We start from the raw sequence: 14,981 nt of genomic DNA on the forward strand, positions 1-14,981 counted from the left end.
GCTCGGCCCCGCCCTTCAGCTGAACAGGCGCAGCGCGCGGGTCGAACCGGCGGCGATGTCGGCAGCGTCCATCTCCTGGTAGAACTCGCGCACCTGGCCTGCGATCTCTTCCAGTGTCGCGTCCAGCAGCGGCTGGTCGAAGTCGTCGACGATGGCGGCCTCCAGCTTCTGCTCGAGCGACTTGGCGCAGGCCACCATCCGGCCGAAGCCGTCCCTGGCCGGGGCGACGCAGGGCACGTCCAGCAGCAGCGTCAGGCGCGAGGTGGTGTCGGCGCCCAGGGTCACGTTGGTCGATAGCGTAAACAGCACGGCGCCGGCCTCGTCCAGCATCGCGAAGCGGCCGTCCGGGCGTACGTCGAAGCCCTGGTTTTCCAGAGCGGCGATCAGCGTCGCCATTGCCCACGGCGCCCCTTTCGACGCCAGGTTCACGCCCAGCTGGGCGTCGTGGCCGGCGACGAAGCGATGCAGGTTCTTGGCTTCGCTCATCACTTCGATCATGTCCGGCACCTCCGGCTCTGCCTGGATCTCGTCGGCGAGCGCGCGCAGGCGCGTGACCATTTCGGAGTATTCGAGTTCGTTCAGCGCGGTGGTGCGGGTGGCCAGCTGGACGCCGGCCTGCAGCTTGGTGTACACGCCGCCGTGCACGATCGGTTCCCAGTCACCGTTGACGGCCAGGCCGACGAAGTGCACCGGCTTGTTGCCGACGCGGCGCAGCTTGAGCAGGACCGGCAGGATGCGCTCGCCGCGCAGCGCGCCTTCGATGTTCAAGGGGATCAGGCAATCGATCAGCGGGTCGACCAGGTTTTCGGCCAGCTGGGCCGGCGGGGTGTCGCGCGTGGCGCCCGGCAGTGCGGCGACCGGATCGAGCGCCGCGGCGGCCGCGCCGGCTGCCGCTCCACCCGGGGAGACGGCTGCGGCTGCGCCACCGACGGCCACGCCGGCCGGCGCGATCGCGTCGTGCTGCGCCGGATCGTGCGCCACCGGCTCGTGCAGCACCGGCTCGGCCAATGCGTCGCTGCCGACGTCGAACACTGGCTCGTGGCGCATCGCGGTCAGGTCCAGCGAGGGCTCGACCGGCTCGGTGACGCCGGCGGGCGCGGCGCCGCTCTTCATCAGCACGTCGTCGTGATCGGACGAGAAGGCGCGCTCGACGCTCTTCCTGGCCTTGTACTCCTGCCACTTGTTGTAACTCAGGACGCCGACGACGAAGACGCCGCCGGCAGCGATCAGGCTCATTTGTAAATCAGTCATGCTGCTTGTGCCTCAGTAGCGAAATTCGCGGCGGACTCCATGTCCACCGCCACGATGCGCGATACGCCTTGTTCCTGCATCGTCACACCGATCAGTTGATTGGCCATCTCCATCGCGATCTTGTTGTGCGAGATGAAGAGGAATTGGGTATGGTCCGACATCCGCTTGACCATGCGGCAGAAGCGCTCGGTATTGGCGTCGTCCAGGGGCGCGTCGACCTCGTCGAGGAGGCAGAACGGCGCGGGGTTCAGGCGGAACATCGAAAACACCAGCGCGGTCGCGGTCAGCGCTTTTTCGCCGCCGGAGAGCAGGTGGATGGTCGCGTTCTTCTTGCCGGGCGGCTGGGCCATGACCTGCACCCCGGCATCGAGGATTTCGTCGCCGGTCATGACCAGCTTGGCGGTGCCGCCGCCGAACAGGATCGGAAACAGTTCCGAGAAGTGGCTGTTGACCCGGTCGAAGGTGTCCTGCAACAGGTCGCGCGATTCGCGGTCGATGCGCCCGATCGCGCCTTCCAGCGTGGCGATCGCTTCCTGCAGGTCGGCGTTCTGCGAATCGAGGAAGCGCTTGCGCTCGGTGGCCTGGGCCAGCTCCTCGACCGCCGCCAGGTTGACCGCACCCAGCGCGGCGATGGCATTGGTCAGGCGCGTGACCTCGCCCTGCAGGTATTGCGGCTTCATCTCCGGGTTCAGCTTGGCGGACAGCGCGGCGATCGCCGCGCTGTCGGCGCCGGTGGCCGTGAGCGCCTCGTCGAACTGCTCCTGGTTCAGGCGCGCGGCCTGCTCCTTGAGCTGCATCTCGGTGATGCGCTCGCGCTGCGGCTGCAGGCTGCGCTCGGCCGCCATGCGCGCTTCCTCGGCCGCGCGCAGCTGCTGCGTCAGCTGGTCGAGTTCATGGCGCGCGTCGGACAAGGCCTGCTCCTGCCCGGTGCGGCGCGCCAGCAGATCCTGCAAGCCCTCGGCGGCGGCGCCCGATTCGAGCGAGGCCAGCTCCGCCTTGGCCGCGTCGATGCTGCCGGTGACCTGGAAGGCCTGCTGGCTGGCGGTGGCGATCGTGCGGCGCAGCTCTTCGATGCGCGAGCGGCCGGTCTTCTCGGCGAACACGGCTTCCTGCGCCGCGCGCTCGAGCACGCGCAGGCGCTCGCGCGCGTCCGCGAGGCCGCGCTCCTGCTCCTGGAACGCCGTCTGGCCATCCTCGTGCGCGCCCTGCAGCTCGGCCAGCTCGAGGTCGAGCTCTTCGAACTGGGCCTCGGCCTCCGCCCTGGCCTGGCGCTGCTCGGCTTCCTGCGCGGCGATCTCGTCCAGCTCGAGCCCGATCTGGCCGCTCCTCTGGTTGAAGCGCGCCTCGACTTCGCCCTGCCTGACCACGTCGATCTGCAGGGCGTGGGTCTCGCGCTGCAGCGTGGCGACGCGCTGGCGCCCTTCCTGCAGGCGGCGCTGCAGTTCGGCCACGGTGGCGTCGGCGCGGGCCGAACGCGCGCGCGCCTCCTCCAGCAGCAAGGCTTGCGCGCGCAGCTGCTTGCCCAGGTTGTCGATCTCGTGCTGGCGCGCCAGCACGCCGTCCTGCTCGGCGTCGGCGGCGTAGAAGCGCACGCTCGAGGCGCTGACGATGTGGCCGTGCGGCGTGACGAAGCAGCCGCCTTGCGGCAGGCGGGAACGCTGGGCCAGCGCGGTGCCCGGATCGTCGACGGCGAACACGCCGTGCAGCCAATCCTCCAGCAGGCCGCGCAGGCCGGGATCGTTCAGCTTGAGCAGGCTGGCGAAGGGTTTCAGGCCATGGTTGTCCGGCGCCCCGCCGCTGCCCGAAGACGGCGTGTACAGTGCCATCCTGCTGGGTGGCGCATCGCCGAAAAAGCCGCGCGCCCAGTCGAGGTTCGAGATTTCCAATGCGCCGGTACGCTCGCGCAGGACGGATTCCAGCGCGGTCTCCCAGCCGGCTTCGATGTCGAGCTTTTGCCACAGGCGCGGCAGTTTATCCAGTTCGTGCTTGTGCAGCCAGGGCTGGACCTTGCCCTGGGTCTGCACGCGCTCCTGCAGCTGGCGCAGCGCCGCCAGGCGCGCTTCCAGCTTGGCGTTGGCGCTCGCTTCCTGCTGGACCGCGGCCTGCGCCTCGCGCCGCTCCTGTTCGCTCGAGGCCTGGCGGCTGGCGGCTTCTTCCAGCATCAGGTTGTGCTCTTCCAGCTGCAGCTGTTTTTCTTCCAGCTGCGTGCGCAGGTTGTCGAGGTGGCCCGGGTCGGGCAGGTTCAGGCTCGATCTTTCCTGTTGCAGGCGCTCGCGCCGGGTGGCGAGCGTGGCCAGGATACTGGCCGCGTTGCGCTGGTGCGCCGAGGACAGTTCGATGCGCTGGTGGATCTGGGCGATGCGCGCGCGCGATTGGGTCGACTGCTCCTGCGCCGCGCGCCAGGCCGCTTCCAGGTCGGGCAGGCGCTCGTTCTGGGCTTCCACCGCGATCTGCGCGCCTTCGACGCGTACGGCCAGTTCCTCGGCCTGCATCTCGGCTTCCTCGATGCTTTCCTGGGTCGCGCTGGCCTGGTTCAGCCATTGCTCGCGCTGGGCGGTGAGCGTGCCGATCTGGTTTTGCAGGCGCGTGCGAGATTCGACCACGAACTTGATCTGCGCTTCCAGGCTGCCGATCTCGGAATTGGTCTGGTACAGGGCGCCCTGGGCGGTGTGCAGGCGGTCCCCTAGCTCGAAATGCGCCTGGCGCATGCGTTCGAGTTCGAGTTCGAGGTGGCGCAGCTTGGCGGTCTGCTCTTCGAGTCCGGTCTGGGCCTGCTCCATCTCGAGGGACCAGCGCGCCTGGTCGGCCTTGGCCTCGTTCTTGCGCAGCAGCCAGAGCAGCTTCTGCTTTTCTTCCTGGTCGGACTGCAGCTCGCGGTAGCGGTTGGCAACCGCCGCCTGCGCTTCCAGCTTTTCCAGGTTGGCGTTCAGTTCGCGCAGGATGTCTTCGACCCGGGTCAGGTTCTCGCGCGTGTCGGAAAGGCGGTTTTCGGTCTCGCGCCGGCGCTCCTTGTACTTCGAGACGCCGGCCGCTTCCTCCAGGAACACGCGCAGCTCTTCCGGGCGCGATTCGATGATGCGCGCGATCATGCCCTGGCCGATGATGGCGTAGGCGCGCGGGCCCAGTCCGGTGCCGAGGAAAATGTCCTGGATGTCGCGCCGGCGCACCGGCTGCGAATTGATGAAGTAGCTCGAGGTGCCGTCGCGCGTGAGGGTGCGCTTGACGGCGATCTCGGCGTACTGGCCCCACTGCCCGGCAGCCTTGCCGGCATTGTTGTCGAACACCAGCTCGACCGAGGCGCGCCCGGCCGGCTTGCGGTGCGTGGAACCATTGAAGATCACGTCCTGCATCGACTCGCCGCGCAGCTCGGACGCTTTCGATTCGCCCAGCACCCAGCGTACGGCGTCGATGATGTTCGACTTGCCGCATCCGTTCGGGCCGACCACGCCAACCAGTTGCCCCGGCACCTGGAAATTGGTGGGATCGACGAAAGACTTAAATCCCGACAATTTGATGGAGGATAGACGCACGTTTGCTTACGGTTGCAGGAAGTGTTAAGAAAGGCTGAATGATACCATCTGTTGCTTGCTTTCCAACCAAGATTTGCCCCGTCACGTACAGAGGTAGTCGAAGCGCACCCGCGCGCTCGCGCAGGGCGGTACGTACGGCCCCTGGGCCGGACCCCATTGCTCGCGCAGGTAGACCCGGTCGCGCCCGGACAGCTTGAGCGCGGCGGCGGTCAGCCACTGGTGCGCATCGAGCGGATCGGCGACCGGCAGCAGGATGGTGGCAGCCAGCAGCCCGAGCAGCAGCGGCTGCGGCGAAAAAAAGTCGCGCGCGGCGCGCGTGCGCGCGACGAACAGGCCGGCGGCGCCCAGCCCCAGCAGGCAGCCGGCCACGGCTTCGCTGGGCGTATGCGCGCCAACTTTCACCCGCGCCAGCGCCACCGCCACCGCCAGCAGCGCCCCGGACAGCAGCGCAAGGTAGTGCCAGCGGTCACGCACGCCGTCGGCCCGGCGGGCCCCGCCCCGGTCCGCCAGCAGGTACAGCGCCACCGGGAACACCGCCGCGGCGCGCGCCGCATGGCCGGAAAAGCCGGTGAAGGCGAGCGATCGGATGCCGACACCCCAGCCGATGAAGGCCATCTGGCTGGCCGCCGACAGCGCCAGCGCGGCGCCGAACAGCAGGCACCAGGCCAGCGCCAGGCGCCATGAGCGCGCGCCGACCAGCCAGGCGCCGATCGCCAGCGCCAGCAATGCCGTGACGTTGAGTCCGCCCAGGGCGGAAAGATGGGACCACCAGACCATGGTTGAAGTCGAGCTTGAACGGCGAGCTCGGTAGTCGACGGGGCTTGTCGGCTCGACTATAGCAGCTGGCCGGCGCGCGGCTGCGCACGCATCGACGCGTCGTTCGATGCCGGATCTGCCGCGCCCTGGGCCATCGCTTCGAGCAGCACCTGGCCGACCACGCCGTCGATCGCCAGCACGCGCGCGCGCCCGGCATGCAGCGCCTCGACCAGCTTGTCGGCGGCCAGCGAGAACGCTTCGCGGCGCCCGGCGCCGGAAAAGATGAACAGCGTGCGCAGTGGACTGACCCAGGCCAGCTTGACCTTGCGCGGCCCGTCGGCATGGCGAAACTCCAGCCACACGCCGCGCTCGAGCCCATCCAGCGGCGACAAGGCCTCGCGCTGGGCCTGCTGCTCGGCCTCGGCGCGTTTGGCGGCGGCGTTTTCCAGCTCGACCTGGCGCAGCGCGTCCTGCTGGGCCGCCTCGACCGCCAGTTCGAGCTGGCGCTCGGGCGACAATTCGATCGGCGCGCGCACGATCGAGGCATGGCACTCGGCCAGGCGGGCGAAGAATTGCAGGCGCTCGGCGTCCTGCCACTTGATCGCGTCCAGCCATTTGTTGAGCGTACCCAGCAGGCGTGGCAGGCGCGCGATCAGGCTCTTGCGCTGCTCCTGCGTGGGCTTGGGCTTGACGCTCCAGATCAGGTCGTCCATGGCGCGCGTGGCGTTGCCGACCGCGCCCGGCTTTTGCGCTTCGATGCTGTAGGCGAAGGTCATCACCGTGGTCCAGCGCTGCTCCAGGAAGCCGCTGACCACGTCGAACATGCCGGCCGCAGCGGCGGCCTCGATGCGCAGCGCCACGGCGTCGCGCGCCGCGCGCGTGGCGACGGCGAGGTTTTCCTGCTTGAGCGCGCTGGCGACCGGCGCGGAGATGGCGCGTTCGAGTGCGCTGTCTTCGAATGCCAGGCTGGCTTCGAGCTCGGCGACCGCGGCGCTGAAGCCCGCCAGCCTGCCTTCGGCGCCGGCGCCGGGCTCATGGCGGCTGGCCTGTTCGACGCTGCGGCGCATGGCCTGGAAGGTCGGGTCGGCATCGGGATCGGCCGCATCCGGGTGCTGGTCCCAGCCCATGCGCGACAGCAGGTCGACCAGGCGCCGCGCCGGGTGCGCTTCCTCGAAGAAGAAATTCTTGTCCAGCAGCGCCGCCTTCAGCACCGGCACCTGCAGCAATTGCAGCAGCTCGCGCGTGCGTGCCGGGATGCCGTCGTCCAGCAGCACGGTCTCGAACACGCGCGAAAGCAGGTCGAGCGTACGCTCGTCGCCGCGCGAGAGCGTCCCTTGCGGCAGGCTTTGCTTGAAGCGCGGCAGGTAAAACACGTTGGCGGCGGGCGCGAAAGCGGCGCCGCCGCTGGTGGCGCTCATGGCGGCGGTGGCGCCGGCCGGGCCACCCGCATGGGCCGGGGCAGTCAGCGTGGCCGGGTCGATCTGCGCCAGCAGCTCGAGCAGCGGCGCGGCCACGCCGGGGCGCAGGCCGGCCAGCATCGTATTCAAGGCAGCTTGTGCGGGGTCGGGCGCGGGGACGGAAGCGTGCAGCGGAGACTGCGCCGTGGGGGCGGCCCCGGCAAGGCTGGATGCCGCGTGGACGGCGCCCGCCTGTTCCGGATTTACGCCATGCATGGGCTGCGCCGCACCCGGCGCGGCCGGCGCGAAGCCGGGACCGGGATGCGCGGCGCCGGGTGCGCCGGCCGCGAAGCCAAGGGCGGCCGGCGCCACGCCCGCTGCCGCCCGGGCTGCACCCTGCGTTGCGTACAGGACGCCGCCCTGCCCCGCCTGCGCGCTGCCGGCCTGACCTGCGCCGCTCGCGCCAACCGCCCCGGCCGGCGCACCGCTGCCGGCTGGCGGCTGGCCCGCCTGCGGCGCGAGCGCAACGCCCTGTGCCTGGGCAGGCGTGCCTGGGGCGACGCTCGCCGTGGACGGCTCGGCCGGCGCAGCAGCGGATTCGAATCCCGCCACCCCGCTCGGGCGCCATCCGCCGCTCCCGGTCGGCAGACCCGGCAGATCAGGGATCAGCGGCACGCCATCCTCGCCGCCGTCGTCGCCGAACAGCTTGCGCAGCTGCTCGGCCAGCGCAGCGCGGCCGGCGGCGCGCGCCGCCTTGGCCGCCGCACTGTCGTCGGTTTTCTGGATGCGGTAGCTCTCGAGCGAGCCCGGCTGCCCTTCCTTGCGCATCAGCGCGGCGATGACGGCCTCGTACAGCGGCGCGAGATCGAACAGCGTCTCGGGCGTCAGCAAGCCCTGCACCAGGCAATGGGCATCGGGGTCCGGCTCGAATTCGCGCCAGGCGGCGTCGAGCGCGCGCAGGAAGACTTCCGGGCGGAACGGCTGGCTGTCGGCGCGCAGCACGCCGCGCCCGAGCAGCATGCCAAGGCGCACCGCCAGCGTGGCCAGGGCCTCCGAATACGCGATGTCGAACGGACGCGCCAGGGCGGCAAACGCGAGCCGGGTGTCGATTTCCTCCAGAGGCACCAGGCTGAGCGCTTCAGGTGCAACGCGGCGCGCACCGTGGGTGGGCAGCAGGCGCGCAAGTTCCTCGTGCAACGCCGCCTCGAGCGTCTTCGACGCCAGGTGCACGAAGGCGTAGCCGTTTTCCTTGAGCAGCTTGCCGGACTTGACGCGCCGGTAGACTTCCCTGGCTTCCAGCCCGGGCGCGCTGACGTCGACCAGCAGCCCGGCGAAGCTGGCGACGAGCGCCGGCAACTTCGCTTCTGCCTGCTTGACGGCGACTGCGACGAGCGCATCCAGCGTCGCCTGCTGCGACGGTGCGGCCGAACGTGCGGCCGGACTCTGGACGGGACTAGCTGACATGGTGTGGACGGGACTGGAAGACGCTACCGCTATTGTGGCACAGAATTTCTACATAGCAATAGGATTTTGCCGTGGCCTGATGAAGGCCGGAAAGACGCGAGCACAACGCGAAACGTTGCTTTAAGCCAGATTCTCAGAAGAACGTTCATTCTATTGCAGAGCTATCTCGACAGTAAAATCGAGCATTTGCACCGTCAATGACCCGCCGAGCGGAATATTATCGTTAAATTTAGCCGCCAACTAAGTAAATATATTTTTTGATACTAAGGTTCAGTCCTACAACGCTCCGGCTTGTGGTCCGATACACGCAAAACTGCCGGGCTCGCATGATTGCATCACTGGAACGCAACTGATCACAATGATTCAGCGAGTTTCTAGCAAGCAGGACATTTCCAATTTCACTGAAAGGAATGATCATGACTTCGAGCAAAAAAACCCAAGGCGGCACCCCGGAACAACACGCAGCGGCTGGTCGTCAATCGTCCGGCAACAAGCAATCCGCATCGTCGGGCTCCGGCTCGCGTTCGGGCGGCGGCGTCCAGGGCGGCACCCACGAGCAGCACGTGAAAGCCGGCCAGCAAAGCCACAAGAACGACGGCAACAAGCAGTCGGGTTCGGGTTCGAGCTCGCGTTCGAGCGGCGGCACCCGCGGCGGCACGCCGGAACAGCACGCCGAAGCCGGCCGTCAAAGCCACAAGAACGACAAGAAGTAAGATTGGCGCGCACTGGCCGGTAGTGGCGTCGGCGTCAGACGGCGGCGCCAGTACCGGCGGCAGTGGCAGCCATTCGAACCGTCCTTGAGCGTTCCCCGACAGGGCCCATGCGTGATGCGCACGGGCCCTGTCGCTCATTGTTCGCTGATCGGTGACTGGATGGCAGGCGCGGGCGTATCGCCGCATTGCCCTGGGTGCGTACGCCGGCGCGAAACGGTGTCCCGCCGCGCCGGCGCAGCCCGTATCAGATATTGCGCAGATACGCGCCGCGCGGCGGCGCAAAGTCGGCCACGTCGTTGACCAGGCCGGCTACCTTGGCGTCGCGCGCGTTCAGGTGCAGGTCGCCGTACTGGTGCACGCCCCACTGCTCCGGAGTCAGCTCGACGTGCTTGCGCAGGATCGACTCGGTGCGCGAATCGTCGGCGCGCAAGCCCTCGACGATGATGTTGAGCGCATCCGGGCGCGAACCCGGCGACGCGGTCGCGTGCGATTTGTGGATCATGAAGCGCGCGGTCTCGCTGGCGTAGCGGCGGGTGCCGGCCAGGAACAGGATCACCGCGATCGAGGCGACGGCGCCGCCGTTGTACATCACGAATTCGACCGGGGAATTGGCCATGAAGTTGTACAGGCACAGGCCGTCGCTGACGTAGCCGCCGTTCGACTGCACCAGTACGTGGGCGGTTTCGATGCCGTCCTCGGTCATTGCCGCGACCGCTTCGAAAACACGGTGCACCATGTCGCTGTTCACGTCTCCGGACAGGGTGAAGTACCCCTCCTTCTGCTGTTTTGCTTGGTCTTCGCTCATAGTGGCTCTCTTAAGTCACAAAGGTCGTAAGACAAGTGTAACAAATCACGCCCTCCACGCCGCATGGCTGCACTGCAAGAGTGCGCGCCCCCGCCGGGCGGCCAGTCGATTGACTTCCTGTGGCCTCTGGCATATCCTTCGCAGTCTTGACCGGGAGAGCGCAGCGCAAGGCTGCCGCCGAAGGGGCATCACCCAAAAACTCTCAGGCAACCGGACCGGTCAAGGGCGCGGCATTGCGATCAAACGCAGGCTGCGCTCAACTCTGGAGAGCGGCCCCGGCGGGGCCCACCGAAGGGGCAGGCGGCGCGACCGCTATCTCTCAGGTACCGAGGACAGAGGGGTGCGAACGGCATGCGCCGCGTGATCAGCACGCGCGTGTGCGCGACCCTTTTTGCTGTGCCTACCGTGCCCGAGGATTCTCCATGACGCTCAAAGCGACCCCGCTCAATTCCGTACACCGCGCCCTGGGCGCCAAGATGGTCGATTTCGGCGGCTGGGACATGCCGGTCAACTACGGCTCGCAGATCGCCGAACACGAGGCCGTGCGCGGCGACGCCGGCATGTTCGACGTGTCGCACATGTGCGTGGTGGACCTGCAGGGCGCGAACGTGCGCGCTTTTCTTCGCGGCCTGCTGGCCAACAACGTCGACAAGCTGCAGGCCGCCGGCAAGGCGCTGTACTCCTGCATGCTCAACCCGCAAGGCGGCGTGATCGACGACCTGATCGTCTACTTCTTCCGCGAAGACTGGTTCCGCCTGGTGGTCAACGCCGGCACCGCCGAGAAGGACATCGCCTGGATCCGCCAGCAGAACGACGCGACCAATTCGGGCCTGACCATCACGCCGCGCCGCGCCGACCTCTCGGACGACGGCATCGCGCTGATCGCCGTGCAGGGCCCGAACGCGCGCGCCAAGGTGTGGCAGACCGTGGCGCAGACCCAGGCCCCGTCCGAGCCGCTGAAACCCTTCAACGCCGTCATCGTGCCCGACACGGCCTTCGGCGAACTGATGGTCGCGCGCACCGGCTACACCGGCGAAGACGGCTTCGAGATCGGCGTGCCGGCAACACAGGTCGAAGCGCTGTGGAATGCGCTGGTCGCCAATGGCGTGAAACCGGCCGGCCTGGGCGCGCGCGACACGCTGCGCCTGGAAGCCGGCATGAACCTGTACGGCCAGGACATGGACGACGCCGTCTCGCCGCTGGACGCTGGCCTGGCCTGGACCGTCGACCTGGTGTCCGAGCGCGACTTCATCGGCAAGGCCGCGTTGCAGGCCCAGGGCCAGCAGCAGAACTTCGTCGGGCTGATCCTGCGCGAAAAAGGCGGCATCCTGCGCGCCCACCAGAAAGTCGTCGCCGCCTCCGGCAACGTCGGCGAGATCACCAGCGGCACCTTCAGCCCGACCATGCAGCAGGCGATCGCGATCGCGCGCGTGCCGATGGACGTGGCGATCGGCGACACCGTGCACGTCGAGATCCGCGACAAGAAGCTGGCCGCCTCGGTGGTCAAGCTGCCGTTCGTGCGTCACGGCAAAATCATGGCCGCTTGAGGCCCGCTCCGATCGCTGCACCGCAATAAGAACAAACTATACTAACGCCTCATCCCTCACTCGACACCAGGAGTCACGCATGAATATCCCAGCCGACCTGAAGTACACCGAATCCCATGAATGGGTCCGCCAGGAGGCCGACGGCACCCTGACCGTGGGCATCACCGAATACGCGCAGGACGCGCTGGGCGACATCGTGTTCGTCGAGCTGCCGCAAGTCGGCAAGACCTTCGGCGCCGGCGACGACGCCGCCGTGGTCGAGTCGGTCAAGGCCGCCAGCGACATCTACGCCCCGGTCGCAGGCACCGTCACCGAAGTCAACCAGCCGACCGCCGACGCGCCGGATTCGATCAACGCCGACGCCTACAGCGCCTGGCTGTTCAAGCTGCAGCCGAGCGATCCGAACGCGATCAACGGCCTGCTCGACGCCACCGCCTACGGCCAGAAGACCGCGGACTGATCGCTGACCCGGGCGCGTCCCGCTTACCGAGCGCGGCGCGCCTTGTTTTTCCCGAGTTGCACCCTATTTCCCTGGCTTCTTCCATCGGTTCCGGCGATCCCGGCGCCGGCACCCTTCCCCAGCCTTTGTCCAAGCCCGCTACCATGACCCGCACCAGCCTGACCCAACTCGAAGCACGCGACGGCTTCATCCCCCGTCACATCGGCCCGTCCGCATCCGAACAAGCAGCCATGCTGTCCGTCCTCGGCTACGATTCGCGCGCCGCGCTGATCGACGCCGTCGTTCCCGCCAACATCCGCCGCAAGGACAAGCTGGACCTGGGCCAGTTCTTCGATCCGCTGCCCGAAAGCGCCGCGCTGGCCAAGCTCAAAGGCATCGCAGAGCAGAACAAGGTCATGAAGTCGGTGATCGGCCAGGGCTACTACGGCACCACCACGCCGCCGGTCATCCTGCGCAACATCTTCGAAAACCCGGCCTGGTACACGGCCTACACCCCGTACCAGCCGGAGATCTCGCAGGGCCGCCTGGAAGCGATCCTGAACTTCCAGCAGGCCATCACCGACCTGACCGGCATGGGCATCGCCAACGCCTCGATGCTGGACGAAGGCACCGCCGCCGCCGAAGCGATGACGCTGATCCAGCGCGTCGGCAAGTCGGCCTCGAAGGTGTTCTACGTCGCCGACGACGTGCTGCCGCAGACGCTGGAAGTGGTGCGCACGCGCGCCGAGCCGATCGGCGTCGAAGTGCGCACCGTCGCCGCCGCCGATATCGAGAACCTGGCCGACGGCGGTTTCGGCGTGCTGCTGCAGTACCCGGGCGTGAACGGCGACGTGCGCGACTACCGCGCAGCGGTCGAGAAGCTGCATGCGCAGGGCACGATGGTCATCGTCGCGGCCGACCTGCTGGCCCTGACCGTCCTGACCCCGCCGGGCGAATGGGGCGCCGACGTCGTGGTCGGCAACAGCCAGCGCTTCGGCGTGCCGCTCGGCTTCGGCGGCCCGCACGCGGGCTACCTGGCCACGCGCGACGAATTCAAGCGCTCGATGGCGGGCCGCCTGGCCGGCGTCACCATCGACGCGCAGGGCAACCCGGCCTTCCGCCTGGCGCTGCAGACGCGCGAACAGCACATCCGCCGCGAAAAGGCGACCTCGAACATCTGCACCGCGCAGGTGCTGCTGGCCGTGATGGCCTCGATGTACGCGGTCTACCACGGGCCGAAGGGCCTGGAAAACATCGCGCGCCGCGTGCACCGCTACACCGGCATCCTGGCCGCCGCCGTCAAGCAGGCCGGCCACCGGATCGCCAACGCCACCTACTTCGACACGCTGACCGTCAGCGTCGCCGATGCGGAAAGCATCCATGCGAAAGCCGTCGCCAACGGCGTCAACCTGCGCCGCATCGACGCGCGCAGCGTCGGCCTGTCGCTGGACGAGACCACCACCCGCGAAGACCTGGCGCTGCTGGCCGACATCTTCGGCGCCGCGCTGGACATCGACAGCCTGGATAAGGACGCCGTCGACGCCTTCCCGGCCGCCCTGGCGCGCACCAGCGCCTACCTGACCCACCCGACCTTCAACCGCTACCACGCCGAGCACGAGATGCTGCGCTACCTGCGCGCCCTGGCCGACAAGGACCTGGCGCTGGACCGCACCATGATCCCGCTCGGCTCGTGCACGATGAAGCTGAACTCGACGTCGGAAATGATCCCGGTGACCTGGCCCGAGTTCTCCAACATCCACCCGTTCGCCCCGGACGACCAGACCGTCGGCTACCGCGAGATGATCGGCCAGCTCGAAGCGATGCTGCGCGCCGTGACCGGCTATGCCGGCGTGTCGCTGCAGCCGAACGCCGGCTCGCAGGGCGAGTACGCCGGCCTGCTGGTGATCCAGAAGTACCACCAGTCGCGCGGCGAAGGCCACCGCAACATCTGCCTGATCCCGTCCTCGGCGCACGGCACCAACCCGGCATCGGCCAACATGGTCGGCATGAAGGTCGTGGTCACCGCCTGCGACGCCAACGGCAATGTCGACCTGGCCGACCTGCGCGCCAAGGCCGAGCAGCACAGCGCCAACCTGGCCTGCGTGATGGTCACCTACCCGTCGACCCACGGCGTGTTCGAGGAAGGCATCAAGGAACTGTGCGAGATCGTGCACGCGCACGGCGGCCAGGTCTACGTCGACGGCGCCAACATGAACGCACTGGTCGGCGTGGCCGGCCCCGGCCTGTTCGGCGGCGACGTCAGCCACCTGAACCTGCACAAGACCTTCTGCATCCCGCACGGCGGCGGCGGCCCGGGCGTCGGTCCGGTCGCGGTCGCGGCCCACCTGGTGCCGTTCCTGCCAAACCAGCGCTCGGTCGGCTACCAGCGCGGCGAGCAAGGCATCGGCGGCGTCAGCTCGGCCCCGTACGGTTCGGCCTCGATCCTGCCGATCTCGTGGATGTACATCGCGATGATGGGCGCCGACGGCCTGACCGCGGCGACCGAGACCGCGATCCTGAACGCCAACTACATCGCGCGCCGGCTGGCGCCGCACTACCCGGTGCTGTACACCGGCCACGACGGCCTGGTCGCGCACGAGTGCATCATCGACCTGCGCCCGCTGCAGGATGCCACCGGCATCAGCAACGAAGACGTGGCCAAGCGCCTGATGGACTTCGGCTTCCACGCGCCGACCATGTCGTTCCCGGTGCCGGGCACCCTGATGATCGAGCCGACCGAGTCGGAGTCCAAGGCGGAGCTGGACCGCTTCATCGAGGCGATGATCTGCATCCACGCCGAGATCGTGAAGGTCGAGCGCGGCGAATACGACCGCAACGACAATCCTCTGAAGGGCGCGCCGCACACCGCCGAGGTGGTCACCAGCGACGACTGGCAGCACGGCTATTCGCGCGAAGTGGCGGCCTTCCCGGTGCCGTCGCTTCGCAAGAAGAAGTACTGGCCGCCGGTCGGCCGCGCGGACAACGCCTACGGCGACCGCAACCTGTTCTGTGGTTGTGCCCCGATCGAGGCTTATGAGTAAAAACCCAAGGGCCCTCGAGAAACCGTAGCGAGCGGCCG

9 protein-coding genes and 2 riboswitches are annotated in these 14,981 nt (G+C 68.1%); of the genes, 4 read left to right on the top strand and 5 right to left on the bottom strand.

Going from position 1 to position 14,981, the window contains the following annotated elements:
- Positions 1-15: 15 nt before the first annotated feature.
- From FA90_RS08570 to FA90_RS08585, 4 genes are all read right to left on the bottom strand, one after another.
- A complete protein-coding gene (locus FA90_RS08570) occupies positions 16-1,251 on the bottom strand; it encodes a cell division protein ZipA C-terminal FtsZ-binding domain-containing protein (RefSeq protein ID WP_036167961.1) in 1,236 nt (411 codons plus the stop codon).
- Complete coding sequence (gene smc, locus FA90_RS08575) at positions 1,248-4,781, bottom strand: chromosome segregation protein SMC (protein WP_081933741.1); 3,534 nt, start codon at positions 4,779-4,781, stop codon at positions 1,248-1,250. The genes FA90_RS08570 and smc overlap by 4 nt, the downstream gene beginning before the upstream one ends.
- A gap of 81 nt (positions 4,782-4,862) precedes the next feature.
- The gene (locus FA90_RS08580) at positions 4,863-5,558 is read right to left on the bottom strand and encodes a phosphatase PAP2 family protein (RefSeq protein WP_036167964.1); all 696 of its coding nucleotides are present in this window, start codon (positions 5,556-5,558) and stop codon (positions 4,863-4,865) included.
- 56 nt (positions 5,559-5,614) lie between these two features.
- Positions 5,615-8,398, bottom strand: a complete 2,784-nt coding sequence (locus tag FA90_RS08585) for a DUF1631 family protein (RefSeq protein ID WP_051971592.1) — start codon at positions 8,396-8,398, stop codon at positions 5,615-5,617.
- A 416-nt stretch (positions 8,399-8,814) separates the two neighbouring features.
- On the opposite strand from FA90_RS08585, the gene FA90_RS08590 reads away from it, so the two are divergent.
- Positions 8,815-9,111 carry a hypothetical protein gene (locus FA90_RS08590; RefSeq protein ID WP_036174871.1) on the top strand — a complete coding sequence of 99 codons (297 nt, stop codon included), beginning with the start codon at positions 8,815-8,817 and terminating at the stop codon, positions 9,109-9,111.
- A gap of 244 nt (positions 9,112-9,355) precedes the next feature.
- Here FA90_RS08590 and FA90_RS08595 read toward each other — a convergent pair whose 3' ends face one another.
- Complete coding sequence (locus FA90_RS08595) at positions 9,356-9,916, bottom strand: ATP-dependent Clp protease proteolytic subunit (RefSeq protein WP_036167967.1); 561 nt, start codon at positions 9,914-9,916, stop codon at positions 9,356-9,358.
- A 141-nt stretch (positions 9,917-10,057) separates the two neighbouring features.
- A riboswitch (glycine riboswitch) is annotated at positions 10,058-10,144 on the top strand.
- Between the two features lie 24 nt (positions 10,145-10,168).
- A riboswitch (glycine riboswitch) is annotated at positions 10,169-10,262 on the top strand.
- Positions 10,263-10,338: 76 nt separating this feature from the next.
- Between FA90_RS08595 and gcvT the strand changes: the two genes are divergently transcribed.
- The 3 genes from gcvT (at position 10,339) to gcvP (ending at position 14,943) form a co-directional block, all read left to right on the top strand.
- On the top strand, positions 10,339-11,463 hold the full coding sequence (gene gcvT / locus FA90_RS08600; protein ID WP_036167968.1) for a glycine cleavage system aminomethyltransferase GcvT: 1,125 nt from the start codon (positions 10,339-10,341) through the stop codon (positions 11,461-11,463).
- Positions 11,464-11,542: 79 nt separating this feature from the next.
- Positions 11,543-11,923: a glycine cleavage system protein GcvH gene (gene gcvH / locus FA90_RS08605; RefSeq protein WP_036167971.1), complete on the top strand. Its 381-nt coding sequence runs from the start codon at positions 11,543-11,545 to the stop codon at positions 11,921-11,923.
- Between the two features lie 143 nt (positions 11,924-12,066).
- A complete protein-coding gene (gcvP, locus tag FA90_RS08610; RefSeq protein WP_036167972.1) occupies positions 12,067-14,943 on the top strand; it encodes an aminomethyl-transferring glycine dehydrogenase in 2,877 nt (958 codons plus the stop codon).
- The last annotated feature ends 38 nt before the right edge of the window (positions 14,944-14,981 follow it).

Source organism: Massilia sp. 9096 (assembly GCF_000745265.1).
GTDB lineage: Bacteria > Pseudomonadota > Gammaproteobacteria > Burkholderiales > Burkholderiaceae_D > Telluria.

Bases quoted from the DNA above. Each gene is read 5' to 3' on its own strand.
- FA90_RS08570 (WP_036167961.1), bottom strand. From the start codon at position 1,251: ATGACTGATTTACAAATGAGCCTGATCGCTGCCGGCGGCGTCTTCGTC.
- FA90_RS08580 (WP_036167964.1), bottom strand. From the start codon at position 5,558: ATGGTCTGGTGGTCCCATCTTTCCGCCCTGGGCGGACTCAACGTCACG.
- FA90_RS08585 (WP_051971592.1), bottom strand. From the start codon at position 8,398: ATGTCAGCTAGTCCCGTCCAGAGTCCGGCCGCACGTTCGGCCGCACCG.
- FA90_RS08590 (WP_036174871.1), top strand. From the start codon at position 8,815: ATGACTTCGAGCAAAAAAACCCAAGGCGGCACCCCGGAACAACACGCA.
- FA90_RS08595 (WP_036167967.1), bottom strand. From the start codon at position 9,916: ATGAGCGAAGACCAAGCAAAACAGCAGAAGGAGGGGTACTTCACCCTG.
- gcvT (WP_036167968.1), top strand. From the start codon at position 10,339: ATGACGCTCAAAGCGACCCCGCTCAATTCCGTACACCGCGCCCTGGGC.
- gcvH (WP_036167971.1), top strand. From the start codon at position 11,543: ATGAATATCCCAGCCGACCTGAAGTACACCGAATCCCATGAATGGGTC.
- gcvP (WP_036167972.1), top strand. From the start codon at position 12,067: ATGACCCGCACCAGCCTGACCCAACTCGAAGCACGCGACGGCTTCATC.